The following is a 17412-nucleotide window of genomic DNA, read 5'->3' on the forward strand; positions in this document are numbered from 1 at the left end:
CGGGCATTCACGCCGTCAGCGGGTCGACAACACCCCCGGTTCTGTGTCGGCTGCGTGAATGACACTGCCGAACAGACGAAATGAGCACGGATCGACGACTGCCGAACACCAGCAGGTTTCAGCATTCGCAGCCGCGCGACCATGCCCCGCCGACGAGGCTCACCCTGTGCAGCTATCCCCGTGACCGCGCCGGCGGAGGTTCACGAGCAGGCCGCCGGAGGCCGTAGCGCACCACGAAAATGACCATTGACTAATTTTTTAGTCAGTGTGATGATTTCGCCATGACCAACACGCCACAACTGCAGAAGACCACCGGAAGTACCACCTCGACGATCTGGCAGATGCCCGCCGAATGGGCGCCGCACGAACGGTGCCTCATGGCATGGCCCACCCGAGAAAGCCTCTGGGGTCCGTACTTCGAAGAGGCAAAATCCGAATACGCTGCGACCGCGAACGCGATCGGCGAATTCGAACCCGTACTCATGATCGCCAACCCCGGCCAGGCCGGCGAAGCCCGCGCCGCGTGCAGCAGCCGGGTGGACGTCGTGGAATTGGCGATCGACGATTCCTGGATCCGGGATTCGGGTCCGTTGGTCGTACTCGACCGGACGGGGCAACGTTCCGCCGTCGACTTCGGCTTCAACTCGTGGGGCGAGCGTTTCCAGCCATACGACAAGGACGCCACCATCAGCCGGCGAGTGCTCGCTGCCCTCGGGATCGACCGCATACCGTCGGGCATGGTCCTCGAAGGCGGATCGATCACCATCGACGGCGAAGGCACCCTGATCACGACCGAGCAGTGCCTGCTCAACGAGAACCGCAATCCGTCGATGTCGCGGGCGGAGATCGAGAACGAATTGAAGACGCGTCTGGGTGTGTCGACAGTGATCTGGCTCCCCTACGGTCACTTCGACGACGCCCACACCGACGGGCACGTCGACGGCGTGTGCACATATGTGCGGCCGGGAGTCGTGATCGCCCAGACGTGTGAAGATCCCGAGCTGCCCGATTTCGAGCGCATGGCCGCGAACCTGCAGGTCCTACGCGAGTCGACGGATGCCGCGGGACGGCAGCTCGAGATCCTCGAGTTGCCCCAGTTCCCGGTACAGACACTGCCGGACGGCACCGCGACGATGGTGGCGTACGCCAACTTCTACGTCGCCAACGGCGGAGTGGTCGTTCCGATCGCCGGGCACGACCTCGACGAGCAGGCGCTGGCGACGCTGCGCCTCGCTTTTCCCGACCGCGAGGTAGTCGGTGTGCCGGGCAACATCGTCGCGTACGGCGGCGGCGGCGTGCACTGCATCACCCAGCAGATCCCCGCGGCCCACTCCGCTCGGGAGACGGCGCGATGAACCCTCGTGACAACGGCGCCCTTGCGGGGGTGATCGGTCAGAATGTCGTGGACGCCGGCGCCTTCGTCGTCGTGAGTGCGGTCGAGACCGTGCTGCCCTCGCCGGCCCGCGACCGGCCGTCGACAAGGATGCCGGTCCGCGTCGGCGCGGTGCAGACCTCCTGGCACCCGGGCCCCGTAGAACATCGGGCCGTCCTGGCGAGCGGGGTGCGGCGGGCCGCCGACTTGGGTGCACAGGTCGTATGCCTGCAGGAGCTGACCCTCAGCCCGTACTTCGCGACCGTCCCCGACAACACCGACGCCGCGAATCACAGCGAGTCGATCCCGGACGGCCCCACGACCTCGTTCGCGCGGGAACTCGCGGCCCGGCACGACATCTTCGTCCACGCCTCGCTCTACGAGCACAGCGACACCGGACGCGGGTTCAACACCGCGATCCTCGTCGCCCCGGACGGCGCGGTGCTCGCGCGGACCCGCAAACTCCACATTCCCGCCTTCCCCGGCTACCACGAGGACCGCTACTTCGACTCGGGTGACAGCGGATTTCCGGTGATCCCGGCTGCGGGTGGCCAATTCGGGTTCCCCACCTGCTGGGACCAGTGGTTCCCCGAATTGGCGCGAGCGTATTCGATGCGGGGCGCCGAGATCCTCGTCTATCCCACGGCGATCGGGAGCGACCCCGAGCTGAAAGATTTCGACACCCAACCGATGTGGCATCAGATGATCTCGGGGAACGGCCTGGCCAACGCCACCTTCATGGTTGCCGTCAATCGAATCGGCGACGAGGACGGGATCACCTTCTACGGATCGTCGTTCATCTCGGATCCCTATGGGCGCACGATCGTTCAGGCGCCCCGTCACCGCGACAGTGTCCTCGTCGCGGATCTCGATCTGGATCAGCGCCGTGACTGGCTCACGTTCGGCTTGTTCGACACCCGCCGGCCCRCCAGCTACCGCGATCTCGTCGACGAGTCGCATGCAACCACGCCCTGACGGGCAACTGCCGTGCCCGCGGCTCGCTCCGCGGCACACAACACAGGTTCACCACTTTCGAGGGATCGAACATGCGCATCAACAAGTTACGGATCGTGGCGGTCGCCGCGTGCACGGTAGTCGTCCTGGCGGGTTGCGGGGGTCGGCCGGAGCTGGTCCCCGCAACCGGAAACAACACGACCTTCCTCAGTCTCCCCCCGACCACGGATGCTGCCACCGGTCACACCGACAGCGCGACATGGGCGCTGTACCGCGACCCCACCACCGTCGATCCGGCCACCGCATTCGACTATCCGGAGAACACGGTCATATCGACCATGTGCGAATCGCTTCTGCGGCAACAACCGGACGGCGCCATCACGCCCGGACTGGCGATTGAATACCACTACACGTCACCGACCACACTGGTACTGAAACTGCGCTCCGGCGTGCGCTTCTGGGACGGACAGCCCCTCACTCCCGCCGATGTGGTGTTCAGCTTGCAGAGGAACAAGGATCCCGAGGTCGGTGGCTTCTACGGCACCGTCCTCGATCGGATCACGTCGATCAGCGCCGACGGCCCCGACACCGTCACGCTCGTGCTGAGCAGCCCGGACTACTGGCTGCCGGGTGAGCTCGCGGCGATGCCGGGGGTCGTCGTCCAGGAACGGTTCGCCCGCGCCCGGGGCCGTGATTACGGGACACCCGGCGGCGGCGCCATGTGCACGGGCCCGTACCAGTTGGCGGAGTGGACGTCAGGGAAGACGCTGAAGGTCGAAGCGAACCCCGACTACTGGGACTCGTCCCTGAAGCCGATGACCCGCGAGATCGAGTTCCGCGGTGTGTCCGACGCGGCGACCCTGACGACGGGTCTGGCGACCGGCGAGATCAGCGGCACGTGGATCACCGACACCTCCACCCTGCCGCAGCTGCAGCGGACGAGCAACGTCACCGTGCACGTCGGGCCGTCGTTCGAGACCGAGTTCTTCATCCCCGCCAATCTCACCGGCGTCCTCGGCGACCGCCGTGTGCGACAGGCGTTGTCGCTCGCGTTCGATCGGCAGAGCTTCGACGGTGCCGTTTATCAGGGCAACGCGGTCGGCCCGCGCCTGTCGACGAACCCGGGAACGTGGGGATACGCCAGGGACACGTTCACCGCGGCCTGGGACGCCGCCCCCGAACAGACACGAGACCTGGCCAGGGCGAGACAGCTCGTCGACGAGGCAGGCGCGGCCGGCAAGCCACTGGTCATCGGCACATCCACCGGGCTCGCCACCGTGAACACCGCCGCGAACGCGTGGCTGGAGGCGGCCGAGGCGATCGGGCTCGACGCGAGCCTGCACAACGTCTCGCCTCAGAACTACATCAACTTCTTCACCGATCCGGACGCGCGCGCCGCCGTCGACGCATTCAGTTCGACGACGTACGGCGACTACGCGGATCCTGCGGCGTTGATCGCCTCCTACGTAGAGCCGAACGGCGTCCAGAACTACTCGGGTTACGCCAACCCCGACCTGTCTGCGGTGCTGGCCCGGGCCCGCACCGAACCGGACCCCGCACGCCGGGCCGAGGCGACGATCGAGGCCGACCGACTGGTCATGCAGGACCTGCCCTGGATCCCGATGTCCCACCCCGCGTCGTTCCTGGTTCTGGACAAGCGGCTGACCGGCGCCCCGTCGTCGTTCGCCTACATGCAGGCCCCGTGGCTGGCCCAACTCGGCGGCGGGAGCTGACATGCGTGGATTCATTTTCCGGCGCGGCGCCCTCCTGCTCGGGACCTTGGCGGTGGCCAGTGTTGCGATCTACGTCGCCCTGGACCTGGCGCCGGGTGACCCGATCGCGGTGCTGACCGGCGGACGGCAGGTCACGCCGGAAGCACGGGCCCTGCTGACGGCGCGATACCACCTCGACGACCCGCTGCCCGTGCGCTACTGGTATTGGCTGACCTCCGCGCTACAGGGGGATTTCGGGTACTCGCTCGCCGGCAAGGAAGACGTGTCGACCCTGATCGCGCAGCGTGCACCCACGACGATCGAACTGGTGGCCTACGCGTCGCTCATCATCGTCGTCGTCGGGATCGGCATCGGCGTTCTCAGTGCGCTGAAGCCCGGTCTCGTCGACACCGCGGCCCTGCTGGTCACCAYGGTGCTCGCCGCGATCCCGTCGTTCGTCGCCGCCCTCATCCTGATCAGCATCTTCGCGGTCAACCTGAACTGGTTCCCCGCGTTGGGAGAAGGCGAGGGGTTCGCCGACCAGATCGTCCACCTCACGCTCCCCGCCGTCGCGCTGGCCTGCTCCTCCCTCGCGCTCGTCGCACGCATCACCCGCGCGTCGGTCCGTGACGAGGCCAAGCGTGAGCATGTGCACACCGCGATCAGTCGGGGACTGCCGTACCGGGCCGTGTTGCGGCGTCACATTCTCCGCAACGCCGCCATCCCGATCACGACCGTCACTGGCCTCACCATCGCCACGCTGATCGTGCTGGTGTCGATCGTGGAACAGGCATTCAACCTCAACGGATTGGGGTCGACGTTGGTCACCGCCGCACAGAACAAGGATTTCGCTGTGGTTCAAGCTGTCTCGCTACTCATGGTGGTGGCGTTCGTGATCGTCAACGGCATCGTCGACGTCCTCTACGCACTGCTCGACCCGCGCGTGAGTCTCGGAACGGCGGCGGCGTGATGGCCACCGGGCACTCCCCCGTCATCGGAGCCGCCACAACCACCCGCAGGCCCGGAGTTCCAGGCCTGCGCCGGGTGGGATGGCTGGGCTACACGAGCGCGGCGATCATCGTGCTGGCCGCAGTCATCGCGGTGTTCGGCCCACTCCTCGCGCCGTACCCGCCGAATCAGAGCGATCTCGCCCACGCGTTCGTCGGGGCCGGCCCCGCCCATCCGCTGGGATACGACTCCCAGGGCCGCGATATTCTGTCGCGTCTGCTGGTCGGTGCGCGCTCGTCCATGCTCGGCGCCTTCGTCGTCATCGCTCTCGCAATGGTCGCCGGGACGGTTCTCGCCGTTACCGCGGCCTGGCGAGGGGGTTGGGTCGACAGCGTCACCTCCTCGGGTTCGGACCTGGTCTTCGCCTTTCCCGGGCTGTTGCTCGCGGTGCTCGCCGCGGCGGTGTTCGGTCCCAGCCAGTGGTCTGCGGCCCTGTCACTGGCGGTCGCATACACCCCGTACGTGGCGAGGATCGTCCGAGGAGCGGCGATCCGGGAACGATCGCTGCCCTATATCGAGGCACTCGAGGTTCAGGGAAGGGGTGCCTGGGCCATCTGCGTTCGGCACATCGTCCCCAACATCGCACCCATGCTCGTCGCGCAGGGAACCATCCTCTTCGGCTGGGCCGCACTCGATCTGGCCGCGATCTCCTTCCTCGGCCTCGGTGTCCAGCCACCACAGGCCGACTGGGGCGTGATGGTCTCGGAGGGACAAACCGGTGTGTTGCAGGGATTCCCCGCCGAATCGCTGGCCGCAGGCACAGCACTGGTGCTCGTGATCGTCGCGTTCAACATTCTCGGCGAGCGGCTCAACGACAGACAGGCGAAGGAACTCTCATGACAGAAGCGATATCCCACCTCGCATCTCGTTCGCCCATTTCGGCGGCGCCGGCGCCGACCGCCCCGCTCGTCGCCGTCGAGGGGCTGAACCTGACGCTCGATGTCGCCGGCCAGACGCGGCAGGTTCTCCGTGATGTGTCACTGACGATCCAGCGCGGCGAGGCCCTCGGGCTTGTGGGTGAATCCGGTGCCGGCAAGTCCATGACCCTGCGGGCGATCGCCCGGCTGCTACCGGAGCGGGCGACCACGAGGGGCACCGTCCGGTTCGAGGGACACGAGATGCTGAGTCTGCGGGGCGAATCGCTGCTCCGGGCCCGCAGCGGAATTTCGGTGATATTCCAGGACCCCCGGGCGTACATCAATCCGGTCCGGCGCGTCGGGGACTTCCTCACCGAACAACTCCGAATCGTCGCCCGCGTCGACCGGCACGAGGCGACCCGCCGTGCCCAGAGAATACTGTCGGAGGTCGGCATCACCGACACCGCCCGGCGGATGCGCCAGTACCCCGGCGACCTGTCCGGCGGGATGCTGCAGCGGGTGATGATCGCCTCGGCCCTGCTGTCCGACCCGAAGCTGATCCTCGCCGACGAGCCCACCACCGCCCTCGATGTCACCACGCAGTCGGAGGTGATGGCCATTCTCGACGAACTGCGTCACGATGCGGGTGTCGCCCTGCTGTTCATCACTCACGACCTCGATCTGGCTGCCGCCGTGTGCGATCGGACCTCGGTCATGTACGCAGGCCAGATCGTGGAGACCCAGGCCTCCACCGGACTGCACCATCATCCGCGACACCCCTACACGGCGGCACTCGCCGCGGCCCGCCCGGATCTGGACCATCCACGGCCCAGGCTCGCCGCCGTCCCCGGCCGCCCGATCGGAGCATGGGAGGCCGCAGAGACCTGCGCATTCGCCGACCGGTGCCCCCGCAGGCTCACACTCTGCACGGAGTCGGGGCCGGTCCCCCTAATCCGAGAATCCGACCACGCGGTGCGCTGTCTGCGCATCGACAATCACGATCCACTTCAGGAAGGAACTCCGAATGACTGACCCGGTGCTGACGGTGACCGGTCTCAGCAAGACCTTCGGCACGTTCACGGCGGTCGACGGTGTCACGTTCGAACTTGCCGCGGGCTCCTCGCTCGGCGTCGTGGGCGAATCGGGCTCCGGCAAGACGACCGTCGCCCGCATGATCATCGGCCTGGAGCAGCCGAGCGCCGGCACCATCACCTGCTGCGGCATCGACCGCTCCCTCCCGTCCCGGGCGACCCGTGCCCGGCGCGCGCGGGCACGCGAGGCGCAGATGGTGTTCCAGGATCCGTACACGAGCCTCGACCCGCACAAGACGATTCAGCAGACGCTCACCGAGGCGGTGCGGCTGTACGACACCCACTCGGGAGCAACGCAGTCCGATCGTGTGCAGGAGATCGCCGACCTGGTGTCGCTCGATACGCGGCTGCTGGCCTCCATGCCCGGCCACCTGTCGGGTGGCCAGCGGCAGCGCGTCGCGATCGCGCGTGCCCTCGCAGCCGAACCTCGCGTGCTCGTGCTCGATGAAGCCGTCGCGGCTCTCGACGTGTCCATCCAGGCTCAGATTCTGAACCTGCTCGCCGACATCCGCGACGCGACCGGGATCTCGTACGTATTCATCACCCACGATCTCGCAGTCGTCCGGCAGGTCACCGAACACGTCATCGTGATGCAGAACGGGCGAATCGTCGAGAGCAGTCGAACGGAGGATCTGCTCCGCGATCCCCGGCACCCCTACACCCGCACGCTGCTCGACAGCGTTCCCCGCCCCGGATGGAGACCACAGCGGCGGCGGGTGCGGCCCGACGATTCCAGAACGCCCACCGCACCCGGAACGTAGGTGCGAGAGCGCACCGTCAGGGCCGGGGTCCGAGTTCTGCGGTGATCGCTCCGGCGGCGAGCTGCTGGGCCCGTTCGAGGGTGATGGATCCGCTGAGCCAGCGTTCGCTCAGCCCCTMGATGAGGGCGGTGAGGCGTTCGGAGGCGTCGGCGGGGTCGGCGTCCGGGTCGGCCAGTTCGACGGCCTGCGCCTCGACGATGAGGGTTTCGACGTCCTTTGCCCAGGCGCGGGTCGCGTCGCGGAGTTGGTCGCGGAGGTCTTCGTCGAAGATTGCGGTGGCCCGGAGTTCGCCCCAGGCGATGCTGTTTTCACGGACGGAGGGGGTGTTCTGAATCTCGAGCAGGAGCGTCTGTTCGAGCTGGGTCCGGGGGTTCGTCGAGGCAAGGGCCTCCGTGGTGTAGCGCTCGGCCCTCTCGTTGATGTGCTCGAGGGCGCGGCGCAACACACCTGCCCGGTCCTGGAAGTGGTAATAGATCAGGGCGGTCGAGACCCCGGCCTCGGCGGCGAGCTTCTCGATCCGCAGCCCGCGCACACCACTTTGCGCGATCACACGGACGGCTGCTTCCAGAATCAACGTCTGACGTTCGGACACGGAACCTCACTTTACGGGAAGGCGGCGGGGCGGCCGGTGCGGAGACCTCGGTTGACGCAGCGCGCGATCAGCCCGCGGGCTCTTGCTGGGTGGTGCAGTGGATTCCGCCGCCGCCGGCGGCGATGGCGTCGATGGTGATCTGCACCACACGACGGTCGGGGAAGAGTTGTTCGAGTTCCTGTCTGGCGGCCTCGTCCGCGGCCGGGTCACCGAACTCGGGTGCGATCACGGCGCCGTTGCAGACGTAGAAGTTGATGTATCCGGCCGCGAAGTCGTCCGATTCGAACTCGGGCCGAACGGAACCCGGCGCCTCGAGTACCACGACCTCGAGCGGGCGGCCTTGCGCATCCACCGCCGCCTCGAGGATCTCGAGGTGGCGGGTGGTCACGTCGTGGTCGAACGATTCCGGATCCGGATCGTACCCGGCGACGACCACGCCGGGACGGGCGAAACGGGCGTAGAAGTCGGTGTGGCCGTCGGTGATGTCCTTGCCCTTGATCCCGGGCAGCCAGATGATCTTGTCGAGCCCGAGCAGCGGTCCCAGTTCGGCCTCGACGTCCGCCTTGGACCATCCGGGGTTGCGGTTGTCGTTGAGCACGCAGCTTTCGGTGATGATGGCGGTTCCTTCGCCGTCGACCTCGATCCCGCCGCCCTCGAGGATGAGGTCGGTGGGCAACGATTCGACGCCGGCGCTGCCCGTGACGATGTCCGCCACTCCCGCATCCTGGTCGAAGTCCTGCTTCTCACCCCAGCCGTTGAAGTTGAAGTTAACCGCGGCCCCGGTCCCGTTGCCCCTGACGAACACCGGCCCGGTGTCACGCATCCAGAGGTCGTCGAGCGGGGCCACGACCAGTTCGACGGCGGGGCCGACGAGCCCGCGGGCCAAGTCGAGTTCCTCTTCGCGTACCAGCATCGAGACGGGCTCGAACTGCGCGATCGCCTGGGCGATGGCGGCGAGGTTGCGGCGGACCTCGGGAAGCAGCTCGGCTCCCCAGATCTCCTCACTCGCACCGAACGCCATCCAGGTCCGCTTGTGCGGTTCCCCCTCCTCGGGCATTCGCCACATCCGCTGATCATCCTCATCGGCGCTGCTGCCACCTTCGAGGTAGGACACCGGGTCGGTACACGCTGCTACCAGCAGCCCACCGATAGCGCCCAGCCCCGACTGGATGAAGCGCCGTCTGAGCATCACTCTGCTTTCCCCCTTTTTCCTTCCATCGCAACTCCGGTCCAGCCGATAACCCATTGCGACCATACTAGACTGACTAACTTTTTAGTTAGAGGGGATGCGCGAACGCATGAACACTCGTGGTGCGACCCCGTCCTTTCAATCTCGATAGGTGGCCGGGGGTGGGCCTGCGATCGGCCCGAGCGAAGCGGCGAGCCACCGGTCGTACAGGCGCATCCACGTGCCGTCCGCGCGCAGGCGGTCGAGGGTGCCGTTGACGAACCGCACCAGGTCGTCCTTGTACTTGTTGACACCGATTCCCCAGTGCTCTTCGTCCTCCATCGGTGGCCCCACGATCTGAAAATGCGGGTCCTGGGACACCAGGCCGGCCAGGAGCGAGTCGGAGGTGCTGGTCGCGTCGGCCTGCCGTTTCTGCATGGTGACGAGGCAGTCGTCCCAATCGGGGACCGCGACGATCGTGGCCTCCGGCGCGACCCGTTGGACGGTGGGAAGCGACGTGGTGTCGACGAACGTACAGACCCGCTTTCCGGCCAGGTCCGCCGGTCCCGAGATGTCGGAACCCCGCGGGACCATGATTCGTTGAAAGGCGCGGAAGTACTCGGTGGAGAAGGCGACGCGTTGGGCGCGTTCGCACGTGATCGCGGTGGCGTGAACGACGACGTCGACATCGTTGTGCTCGAGTGCTGTGAACCGGCCGGCCGAGGTAAGCAGCCGGAATTCGACTTTTGCCGGATCGCCGAAGATGTCCTTGGTGATCTCCTTCGCCACGTCGATGTCGAAGCCCTGCAGGGTGCCCGTGGTCGGGTCGCGGAAGCTGAACGGGTTCGTGTTCTGGTCCACACCGACAATCAACCGGCCGCGCGACCCGATCTCGGCGAGTGACCCACCGGGCGGCATCTGACCGGGCGGGGGCTGCGGGCCGGGCCGCAGGCTCGCGAGGGCTCCGCACGACTTGGGGGACGGTCCTGCAGGCGGCGGGTTGTTCGTGGGCGGGATGATCTGTGCGCCGTTTGTCATCGGTCGTGTGGTGTACGTGCCCGCGACCGTCGGGGTGAGTGGGTCGGGTGTTGCGCAGCCGGCGAGGACGGCGACCGCGACAATGCCGACCAGGAGCCGAGCACGCGGCGTCGCCCCCGGTCTCGAAATCCTCACCTGCGTCATCAGTGGTACTCGTTCAGTCGCGGCCAGATACCCCCGCCGACGGCGAATCCGCAGGACACGCCAATAATCATGCTACCGATCGCCAAGGACGACATCGACCGATAGGCGTCGGTCACGGCGCTTGCCTCGTCGTCGCGAAGTCGGTCGATCGCCTTTCGGAGGGCCGCGTCCATGGCCGCGAACTTCGCGGCCGACGTGCCGGAGCCGGACCCGGCGGCGATCGCCGCGGCGGTCGGGTAGTCACCGCGCTCGAGGGCGATCTCGATGTCCCGGTGCGCGGCCAGCCAGCCGTCGCGGGCCGCCACGGCGTCGCGGAGGTCGTCCGCGGCGACGTCGCCGTGCGAGCTGTCCAGCTGCCGGGTGAGCTCGTCGGACAACGCCTGGGAGTGCCGCATGTAGTCGACTTCCGATTGGGTGTCGGCCCCGCGCTGCAGGAGGGCGAGGGTCTCGTCGGCGCGGGCTTGCTGCGCCAGGATACGAGCGCGCGCAACAGTGTTGATGGGTTGTGTTCCTTCGGTTCTCGCGTGTTCGCTGGCCGACGTCGACACCAGGCTTCCGGCGATCAGCCAGACCAGGAGTCCCGCCATGAGCAGCGTCCCGACAGCGAGCCCGGGGTTGAACCGGCGCTTGCTCTTCCGCACGACGTACAGCTGGGCGAGAACGAGCGCGACGACGGCGGCCGCGGTCACCGTGAACGCGGCCGCGGGCAGTTGGGCCGTGTGCGTCTGAGTCTCGGCGACCGCCTCGGCCTGACGGACGTAGAGCTGCTCCGCCAACGGGAGGATGGTGTGCTGCATGAGCGCGGACGCATCGGACAGATAGGCCACCCCGACGGGGTTTCCGGCCCGATCGTTCGCTTGAGCCGTGGCGACAAGGTTGAAGTACTCGGCGAGGTTGCGCACGACGTCCGACAAAAGTGCCAGCGATTCGGCATCCTGAGACGACACCCCATTGGTCGCCGTGACCAGCGCATTCGACGCGTCCCCCACCGCCTGCGTGAACTGCTCCGCGCCGGCACCCGACTCGCCACCGGAGATGAAGGAGGTCGTCGCGGCGGCATCGGCGATCGACAGTGAGCTGTAGAGGGCCTGGGCGGCGTTCGCCAGGGGCTCGGTGTGGGTGCGCAGTACCTCGACTCGCTGTTGCCGCGCACCGACCGCCGCCGAGGTGATCACGCCGGCGGCGATGACCACGGCGATGAGCGCGATCCCCAGCACGGACAGCCGTCCGGGGGTGGACGTGAGGAATTCGACCCACGGGCGGCGCCCCTCGGGCTCGACGAGCAGATCCTCGTCGAGCGTCGGGGTTTCGGTGACCACGTGGTCGCCGCGGTGGAACATCCGGCCCTCCTGCACCGCCGCCGCGATTTCGGTTGAGCACCGATCCGGGCAGTGTGGCTGAGTCCAGTGTGCACCGAAGGTGGTGGTCGACGGACCGACATGATGGTCGTCGGTTGCGCTCAATCGGAGCGTGCGGGTGAACCCGAGGTCCTGCGGGGTAGCAGGGTCGGGTCGAGCAAGCTGACCGTACGCGCGGCTTTCCGGTCCCTCGATGCGAGCGACGAGCTTCTGCACGGCGCAGTTTGCCCATCTCGACGTAGGCCGAGCGTTGATCCCGCCGAATCGGAGACCGCACGATGAAAACCACCCGCACTCTGACCTCTCCCGCGGGATCGCACTCACCCTGGCCACACCTGACGCCATGGGCCCGTCGGTCCGCGCCGCCGAGGACGCCCGCAGAACGCTCTGCATCAACCACGAACAGGGCAACGTCTCCCTCGAAGCCCGCTGCGCCGGTGTGGCGCAGGGCCTGTCGGGGGGCAACAGCGAGGTTCTCAATGTCAACAGCCAAGACATGACATCCGTCGAGGCGTCCATCACCGCCAAGCTCCAACAGGACCCTACGATCGACCACGTCGTGGCGCTCGATGCCGCCATCGCCCTCACTGCCGTGCAGTCCAAAGAGACCGCCGGCAACGATGCCACCATCGTCACATGCGATACCAACGCCGACCTCGTCAAGGTCATCCAGCGGGTGATGTCGAAACGCCGCCGACGGCACACGCTGAGCGCGAGACCCCGCGCCCAGTGATCGAGCCCTTCGGTGCACCCGGTCATACACCGAGGAGCAGCACCCCGGTTGCGAGCAGAGCGACGACTTTCACCACTTCCAGACCGATGTAGACGTAGTGCGCGTGAGACCGCGGGACGTCCTCGCCGGCGAGGACGCGGTCGGATCGACGTGTCAACCGGGGCCGAACCCCGACCAGCTGAACCACCAGCACCGCGACCGCGGTCGCGCCTGCCACCGCCACCCGGACCGGTGGCCCCTCGATGAGGAGTCCGGCGACGAGCAACGCTGCCCACACCATCTCGGTGACGTTCAGCGCCCGGAATACGAGACGGCCGATCCCCAGCCCGAGCCGCACCGTCACCCCGGGTGCACGGAACTTCAGCGGCGCCTCGAGGAACGAGATCGCGAAGACCATCCCGAGCCAGGTGAACGTCACCGCGATCGAGACTGCATGAGCTGCGGTCATCTGCCCCTCCCTTCGTCCTGCTCTCGCCCGTGCAGCGGGTGCGATTCGGAACTCTGCAGGCCAACATTGTTTGTCGGTATAGCTGTCTAGCGTGAGCCAGTCTCACTCGAAAGAGTCAGGCGGGTGATCATTGTCGCGGAAGTGTCGAATCCGTTTCGAGCTTTCCTCCCGGACCGGTCGGGTCCGACAATGGGACGGTGAGTTCGCGAGGTTCCGCCGCAGACTGGGCACTCGGCCAGGTCCACGCCGTGCGTGACGACCCTGATGCCCGCCTCGAGCTGAGCGCCCGCACGTATCACGGTCCGGTGGGCAACGCACCGCGGCATTTGCCGTTTCGCCGTGCGGCGCTGTCGTTCATGCGCTGGCAGGTCGGCCGCGGCGTGCTGGCCGCACTCGAGGCGACGCCCCCCGGGAGTCCGTGGTGGCGGGCAGTCAACGAGCGACTGCTGCGCGACGGGTGCGAGGCCGTCGCCCGGAGCGGCGGAATGGGAGGGACGCCGTCATCGCACGCGGTCGACCTGTGGATGCTGTTCGTTGCCGATCCGACCGCACGCACCTGGTACCGGGCCCACAATGCGAGCATCGTCTCCGCCTACCTCGACCATCGCGACCTCGCCGACACCGAGAGCCGTCCCGAGCGCTTCTTTCTCAACGTCGTGCTGCTCCGCGTTCTCTTCGCCCACGCCTTGGTCGCGGCTCCACGTCTGGCGCTCGGGCGGCTCGCGCCGGCAGGCCCCCTGCTCGGCGATCCGCGACTGTCGATGACCGGGATCTTCCTCTCCCTTTCGCGGATTCTCCCCGACCGCTATCCACTCGGTGACGACGTCGCCACGTACGTCGCCGCCGAGCACAACCTCGGCGAGCTGCTGGACTACGGCCTGATCGGGCCGCGCCTGCAGGACCTGTACGAATGGTCGGCCGACAAGCTCGACGAACCGCGGCTGCTCGACTGCATTCGCGACGGCAGCCCGACCTATGCCTGGTCGTACACCGATCGCGAAGTGTGGCATCCGGCGCGACCGGCCGCCACGATCCGCGCGGTCCGGCGCTTCGTACCGGCGCGCCGGTAGTTGTCAGTACCGCACGTCGCTCTGCAGCAGCGGCGGGTACACGGTGGACCGCTCCCCGTCCACGGTGCTGCCGGCGAACTGCAGCATCGCCCGCAGTTCGCCGTGCATCGGCGCCGGATAGTTCAACGTGGGAGCCGAGACCTCGTCGAGCACGCGGAGATGCTCGGGGCCGAGGCTCACCTCGAGGCCGGCGATGTTGTCCGTCAGGTGTTCGACGCGCCTGGCGCCGAGGATCGGCACGACGGTCCCGGATCGGCCTCGCAGCCAGGCCAACGCGACGGCAGCCGAGGTGGTCCCGAGTTCGTCGGCGATTGCGGCGACGGCGTCGATGACGACGAACTCGGCATCGGTCGGGCCGCCGACGAAGGCGGTGCGGGCGGAGTCGGTGACCTCGGTGCCGCGCCGATACTTGCCGGAGAGGAACCCGTTCTTCAGTGGGCTCCACGGCACCAGTGCCATTCCCTGATCGAGCGCGAGGGGCGCGAGTTCGCCTTCTACAGTCCGTGCCAGCAAGGAGTACTCGACCTGCATCGCGATCAACGGCGTCCAGCCGCGCAACAGCGCTGTGGCCTGGGCCTGCGCGGTCACCCACGCCGGGTTGTTGGAGATCCCGACATAGCGGATCTTGCCGGCACGGACCAGGTCGTCGAGGGTGCGCAGGGTTTCCTCGATCGGGGTGTGGCGGTCCCAGTTGTGTAGCCAGTACACGTCGAGGTAGTCAGTGCGGAGGCGGCGGAGTGTCTCGTGCAGCTGGGCGATGACGGCGGCGCGTCCTGCACCGCCCCCGTTCGGGTCGCCGGGGAACAGGTTCGCGAAGAACTTCGATGCCAGCACCACGCGCTCGCGGCGTCCGCGGTGGGCGGCGAAAAAGTCGCCGAGAATCTTCTCCGAATGGCCGTTGGTGTAGAAGTTGGCGGTGTCGATGAAATTCCCGCCGAGATCGAGATAGGTGGCGAGGATCTTCTCGGATTCCGCCACGCTGCAGCCGGCGCCGCCGGCGTCCTCGCCGAAAGTCATGGCACCGAGGGCGAACGGGCTGACCCTCAGCCCTGAGCGGCCGAGGGTGACGTAGTGATCGAGTCGCATGATCTGCTCCATAGGGTGTCGGTCGGAATGTGCATGTTCATCGAAACGCGAACTGCGGTGACGGTGGTAGATCGATCCACGCCGGGGATTGCACGATCCTCTCGAGATCGCCGCGATCGGGTTGCCGGACTGCGACGCGGATGTTTTCGTGAAGTGTGCGCACCTCACCCGACCTGCTGGACGAAATCCGCAGCAGCATCGCGGCCCATGCCCGGCCCGATCTTCGGACGCCGATCGCCGGGCTGTTGTTGTCGAAAGTGACGACGGACTCGGCGGCGCCGGAGTATTCGTTGACGGCGCCACTGCTGGTGATCATGGCCCAGGGCGGCAAGCGACTGCTGCTCGGCGACCGGGTGTTCGAGTACCGGGCCGGGCAGTGTCTGGTCGTCACCGCCAACTTGCCCGTCACCGGCAACTACATCGACGTCGACGACGGCGCGCCGTCGTTGGCCATGGGCCTGGTGCTGCGCCCGGCCGCCCTCGCCGCGCTGGTGCTGCAGGCCCCCACCGAACGGTGGTCCCGTGGAACGAGCGGCCTGCCGGCGATCGCAACCGGCGTCGCAGACGACGATCTACTCGACGCCGCGGCGCGGATGCTGCGGCTGCTCGATCATCCCGCCGATGCACCCGTGCTCGCTCCGCTCGTCGAGCAGGAGATCCTCTGGCGACTGCTCACCGGCCCGCACGGGAGCACCACCCGCCAGATCGGCGTAGCCGACAGCGACCTGTCGCATGTCAGCCGGGCGATCCACTGGATCCGCGATAATTACGCCGAGCCGATGCGAATCGACGATCTCGCGCGGTTGTCCAGCATGAGCACATCCGCATTTCACCGGCACTTTCGTGCCGTTACGGCACTGAGCCCCTTGCAGTTTCAGAAGCGAATCCGACTGCAGCAGGCCCGCTCGATGCTGGTTGCCCATCCCGGTGACGTCGCCGGTGTCGGACATCTCGTCGGCTACGACAGCCCCTCACAGTTCAACCGTGAATACCGCCGCCTGTTCGGTGCCTCCCCGGGGCAGGACGCCCAGGGATTGCGCACCAGGACCGCACTGTCCCACGCCGGACCGCTGCCCTGACCTGTCGCCTCTTGCCCATCTCGATGCAGCGCATCGACGGGTTGCCCCGGCCGCGGGCGGCGCCGCCTACGCTGTGTCGGGGGATCATTCCTTGGTGCGGGCGGCGACGATGGCGGCGAGGTTGGCGGCAACGTTCTCCTCGACGGCGGCTTTGTCGACGCCCAGGCCGGCGAGCACACCGACCCCGTCCTCGACCTCGAGTAGGGCGAGCAGAATGTGCTCGGTTCCGATGTAGTTGTGCCCCAGACGAAGTGCTTCACGGAACGTCAGTTCGAGCGCTTTGCGCGACTGGGCGTCGAAGGGGATGAGTGCGGGTACCTCCTCGGCGGCGGGCGGCAGCGTCGCGGTCGCGGCGTGCCGGACCGTATCCAGATCCACGCCCTGTGCGGCGATCGCCCGGGCGCCGAGTCCGTCGGGGTCGGTCAGGAGTCCGAGGACGAGATGCTGGGGCAGGATCTCGGAGTTGTTCGCGGCCCTGGCCTCGTTCTGCGCGACGACAACGACCTGCCGTGCGCGGGGAGTGAATCGGCTGAATCCCTGATTCGGATCGAGGTCGGAGGCCTGCCCGGGGTCCTTGGGGACGAACCGCTTCTGTGCGGCCTGCTTGGTGACTCCCATGCTCTTGCCGATTTCGGTCCACGACGCCCCCGAACGGCGGGCCTGGTCGACGAAGTGACCGATGAGGTGGTCCGCGAGTTCGCCCAGATGCTCGGCGGCGAGAACCGCGTCGGTGAGTTGCTCGAGCGGGGCCTCCGAGTGCACCTTCTTGATCGCCTCGATGAGGTCGTCGAGGCGGATGGGCGGGGTGGCGGGCGTTGAATTCTCCATGCGTCAACTCTAAGTTGACGCTCTCGAATCGTCAACCCCAGGTTGTCGATCGACGCATTCACGCCGATCCGCCCCGAGCGGGCAATGAGCGACGGGCGGTCTGCTACGTTGAT

The 17412-nt window shown here is 67.3% G+C and carries 16 protein-coding genes and 1 pseudogene; 10 read left to right on the plus strand and 7 right to left on the minus strand.

What is annotated here, in order from left to right:
- The first annotated feature begins 281 nt into the window (after positions 1–281).
- The 7 genes from AC1DWT_RS26810 (at position 282) to AC1DWT_RS26840 (ending at position 7755) form a co-directional block, all read left to right on the plus strand.
- Positions 282–1355, plus strand: coding sequence for an agmatine deiminase family protein (locus AC1DWT_RS26810; protein ID WP_206012371.1), 1074 nt, complete (start codon positions 282–284; stop codon positions 1353–1355).
- Positions 1352–2347 (plus strand): nitrilase-related carbon-nitrogen hydrolase, encoded by a 996-nt coding sequence (locus AC1DWT_RS26815; protein WP_477922944.1) that lies wholly within the window; start codon positions 1352–1354, stop codon positions 2345–2347. Before AC1DWT_RS26810 ends, AC1DWT_RS26815 begins: the two co-directional genes overlap by 4 nt.
- Positions 2348–2418: 71 nt before the next feature.
- Positions 2419–4059, plus strand: a complete 1641-nt coding sequence (locus AC1DWT_RS26820) for an ABC transporter substrate-binding protein (RefSeq protein ID WP_206012373.1) — start codon at positions 2419–2421, stop codon at positions 4057–4059.
- A gap of 1 nt (position 4060) precedes the next feature.
- On the plus strand, positions 4061–5008 hold the full coding sequence (locus AC1DWT_RS26825; RefSeq protein ID WP_477922946.1) for an ABC transporter permease: 948 nt from the start codon (positions 4061–4063) through the stop codon (positions 5006–5008).
- Positions 5008–5886 (plus strand): ABC transporter permease, encoded by an 879-nt coding sequence (locus AC1DWT_RS26830; protein WP_206012374.1) that lies wholly within the window; start codon positions 5008–5010, stop codon positions 5884–5886. Before AC1DWT_RS26825 ends, AC1DWT_RS26830 begins: the two co-directional genes overlap by 1 nt.
- Positions 5883–6935 carry an ABC transporter ATP-binding protein gene (locus tag AC1DWT_RS26835; protein WP_206012375.1) on the plus strand — a complete coding sequence of 351 codons (1053 nt, stop codon included), beginning with the start codon at positions 5883–5885 and terminating at the stop codon, positions 6933–6935. Before AC1DWT_RS26830 ends, AC1DWT_RS26835 begins: the two co-directional genes overlap by 4 nt.
- Positions 6928–7755 (plus strand): ABC transporter ATP-binding protein, encoded by an 828-nt coding sequence (locus AC1DWT_RS26840; RefSeq protein ID WP_206012376.1) that lies wholly within the window; start codon positions 6928–6930, stop codon positions 7753–7755. The genes AC1DWT_RS26835 and AC1DWT_RS26840 overlap by 8 nt, the downstream gene beginning before the upstream one ends.
- A 16-nt stretch (positions 7756–7771) precedes the next feature.
- On the opposite strand, the gene AC1DWT_RS26845 is transcribed toward AC1DWT_RS26840, so the two are convergent.
- From AC1DWT_RS26845 to AC1DWT_RS26860, 4 genes are all read right to left on the minus strand, one after another.
- A complete protein-coding gene (locus AC1DWT_RS26845; RefSeq protein ID WP_477922949.1) occupies positions 7772–8347 on the minus strand; it encodes a TetR/AcrR family transcriptional regulator in 576 nt (191 codons plus the stop codon).
- Between the two features lie 67 nt (positions 8348–8414).
- Positions 8415–9536, minus strand: a complete 1122-nt coding sequence (locus AC1DWT_RS26850; RefSeq protein ID WP_206012377.1) for an agmatine deiminase family protein — start codon at positions 9534–9536, stop codon at positions 8415–8417.
- Between the two features lie 138 nt (positions 9537–9674).
- Positions 9675–10697, minus strand: coding sequence for a glutamate ABC transporter substrate-binding protein (locus tag AC1DWT_RS26855; protein ID WP_206012378.1), 1023 nt, complete (start codon positions 10695–10697; stop codon positions 9675–9677).
- Positions 10697–12037 carry a hypothetical protein gene (locus AC1DWT_RS26860; protein ID WP_206012379.1) on the minus strand — a complete coding sequence of 447 codons (1341 nt, stop codon included), beginning with the start codon at positions 12035–12037 and terminating at the stop codon, positions 10697–10699. Before AC1DWT_RS26860 ends, AC1DWT_RS26855 begins: the two co-directional genes overlap by 1 nt.
- A 328-nt stretch (positions 12038–12365) precedes the next feature.
- On the opposite strand from AC1DWT_RS26860, the pseudogene AC1DWT_RS26865 reads away from it, so the two are divergent.
- Positions 12366–12728: pseudogene (locus tag AC1DWT_RS26865) on the plus strand (type 1 periplasmic-binding domain-containing protein); the annotation flags it as partial.
- A gap of 82 nt (positions 12729–12810) precedes the next feature.
- Here the strand turns inward: AC1DWT_RS26865 and AC1DWT_RS26870 are convergent.
- Positions 12811–13236, minus strand: a complete 426-nt coding sequence (locus tag AC1DWT_RS26870) for a hypothetical protein (protein ID WP_072943395.1) — start codon at positions 13234–13236, stop codon at positions 12811–12813.
- 197 nt (positions 13237–13433) lie between these two features.
- Between AC1DWT_RS26870 and AC1DWT_RS26875 the strand changes: the two genes are divergently transcribed.
- Entirely contained in the window at positions 13434–14306 is an 873-nt protein-coding gene (locus tag AC1DWT_RS26875; RefSeq protein ID WP_072943393.1) for a hypothetical protein, read from the plus strand.
- A gap of 3 nt (positions 14307–14309) precedes the next feature.
- Here AC1DWT_RS26875 and AC1DWT_RS26880 read toward each other — a convergent pair whose 3' ends face one another.
- A complete protein-coding gene (locus tag AC1DWT_RS26880) occupies positions 14310–15392 on the minus strand; it encodes an aldo/keto reductase (RefSeq protein WP_206012380.1) in 1083 nt (360 codons plus the stop codon).
- Between the two features lie 155 nt (positions 15393–15547).
- Here AC1DWT_RS26880 and AC1DWT_RS26885 point away from each other — a divergent pair, with 155 nt between their 5' ends.
- Positions 15548–16471 carry an AraC family transcriptional regulator gene (locus AC1DWT_RS26885; RefSeq protein WP_095864068.1) on the plus strand — a complete coding sequence of 308 codons (924 nt, stop codon included), beginning with the start codon at positions 15548–15550 and terminating at the stop codon, positions 16469–16471.
- An 84-nt stretch (positions 16472–16555) separates the two neighbouring features.
- On the opposite strand, the gene AC1DWT_RS26890 is transcribed toward AC1DWT_RS26885, so the two are convergent.
- Positions 16556–17299: a Clp protease N-terminal domain-containing protein gene (locus AC1DWT_RS26890; protein WP_206012381.1), complete on the minus strand. Its 744-nt coding sequence runs from the start codon at positions 17297–17299 to the stop codon at positions 16556–16558.
- Between the last annotated feature and the right edge of the window lie 113 nt (positions 17300–17412).

It is taken from the genome of Rhodococcus sp. P4_B6 (genome assembly GCF_056402215.1).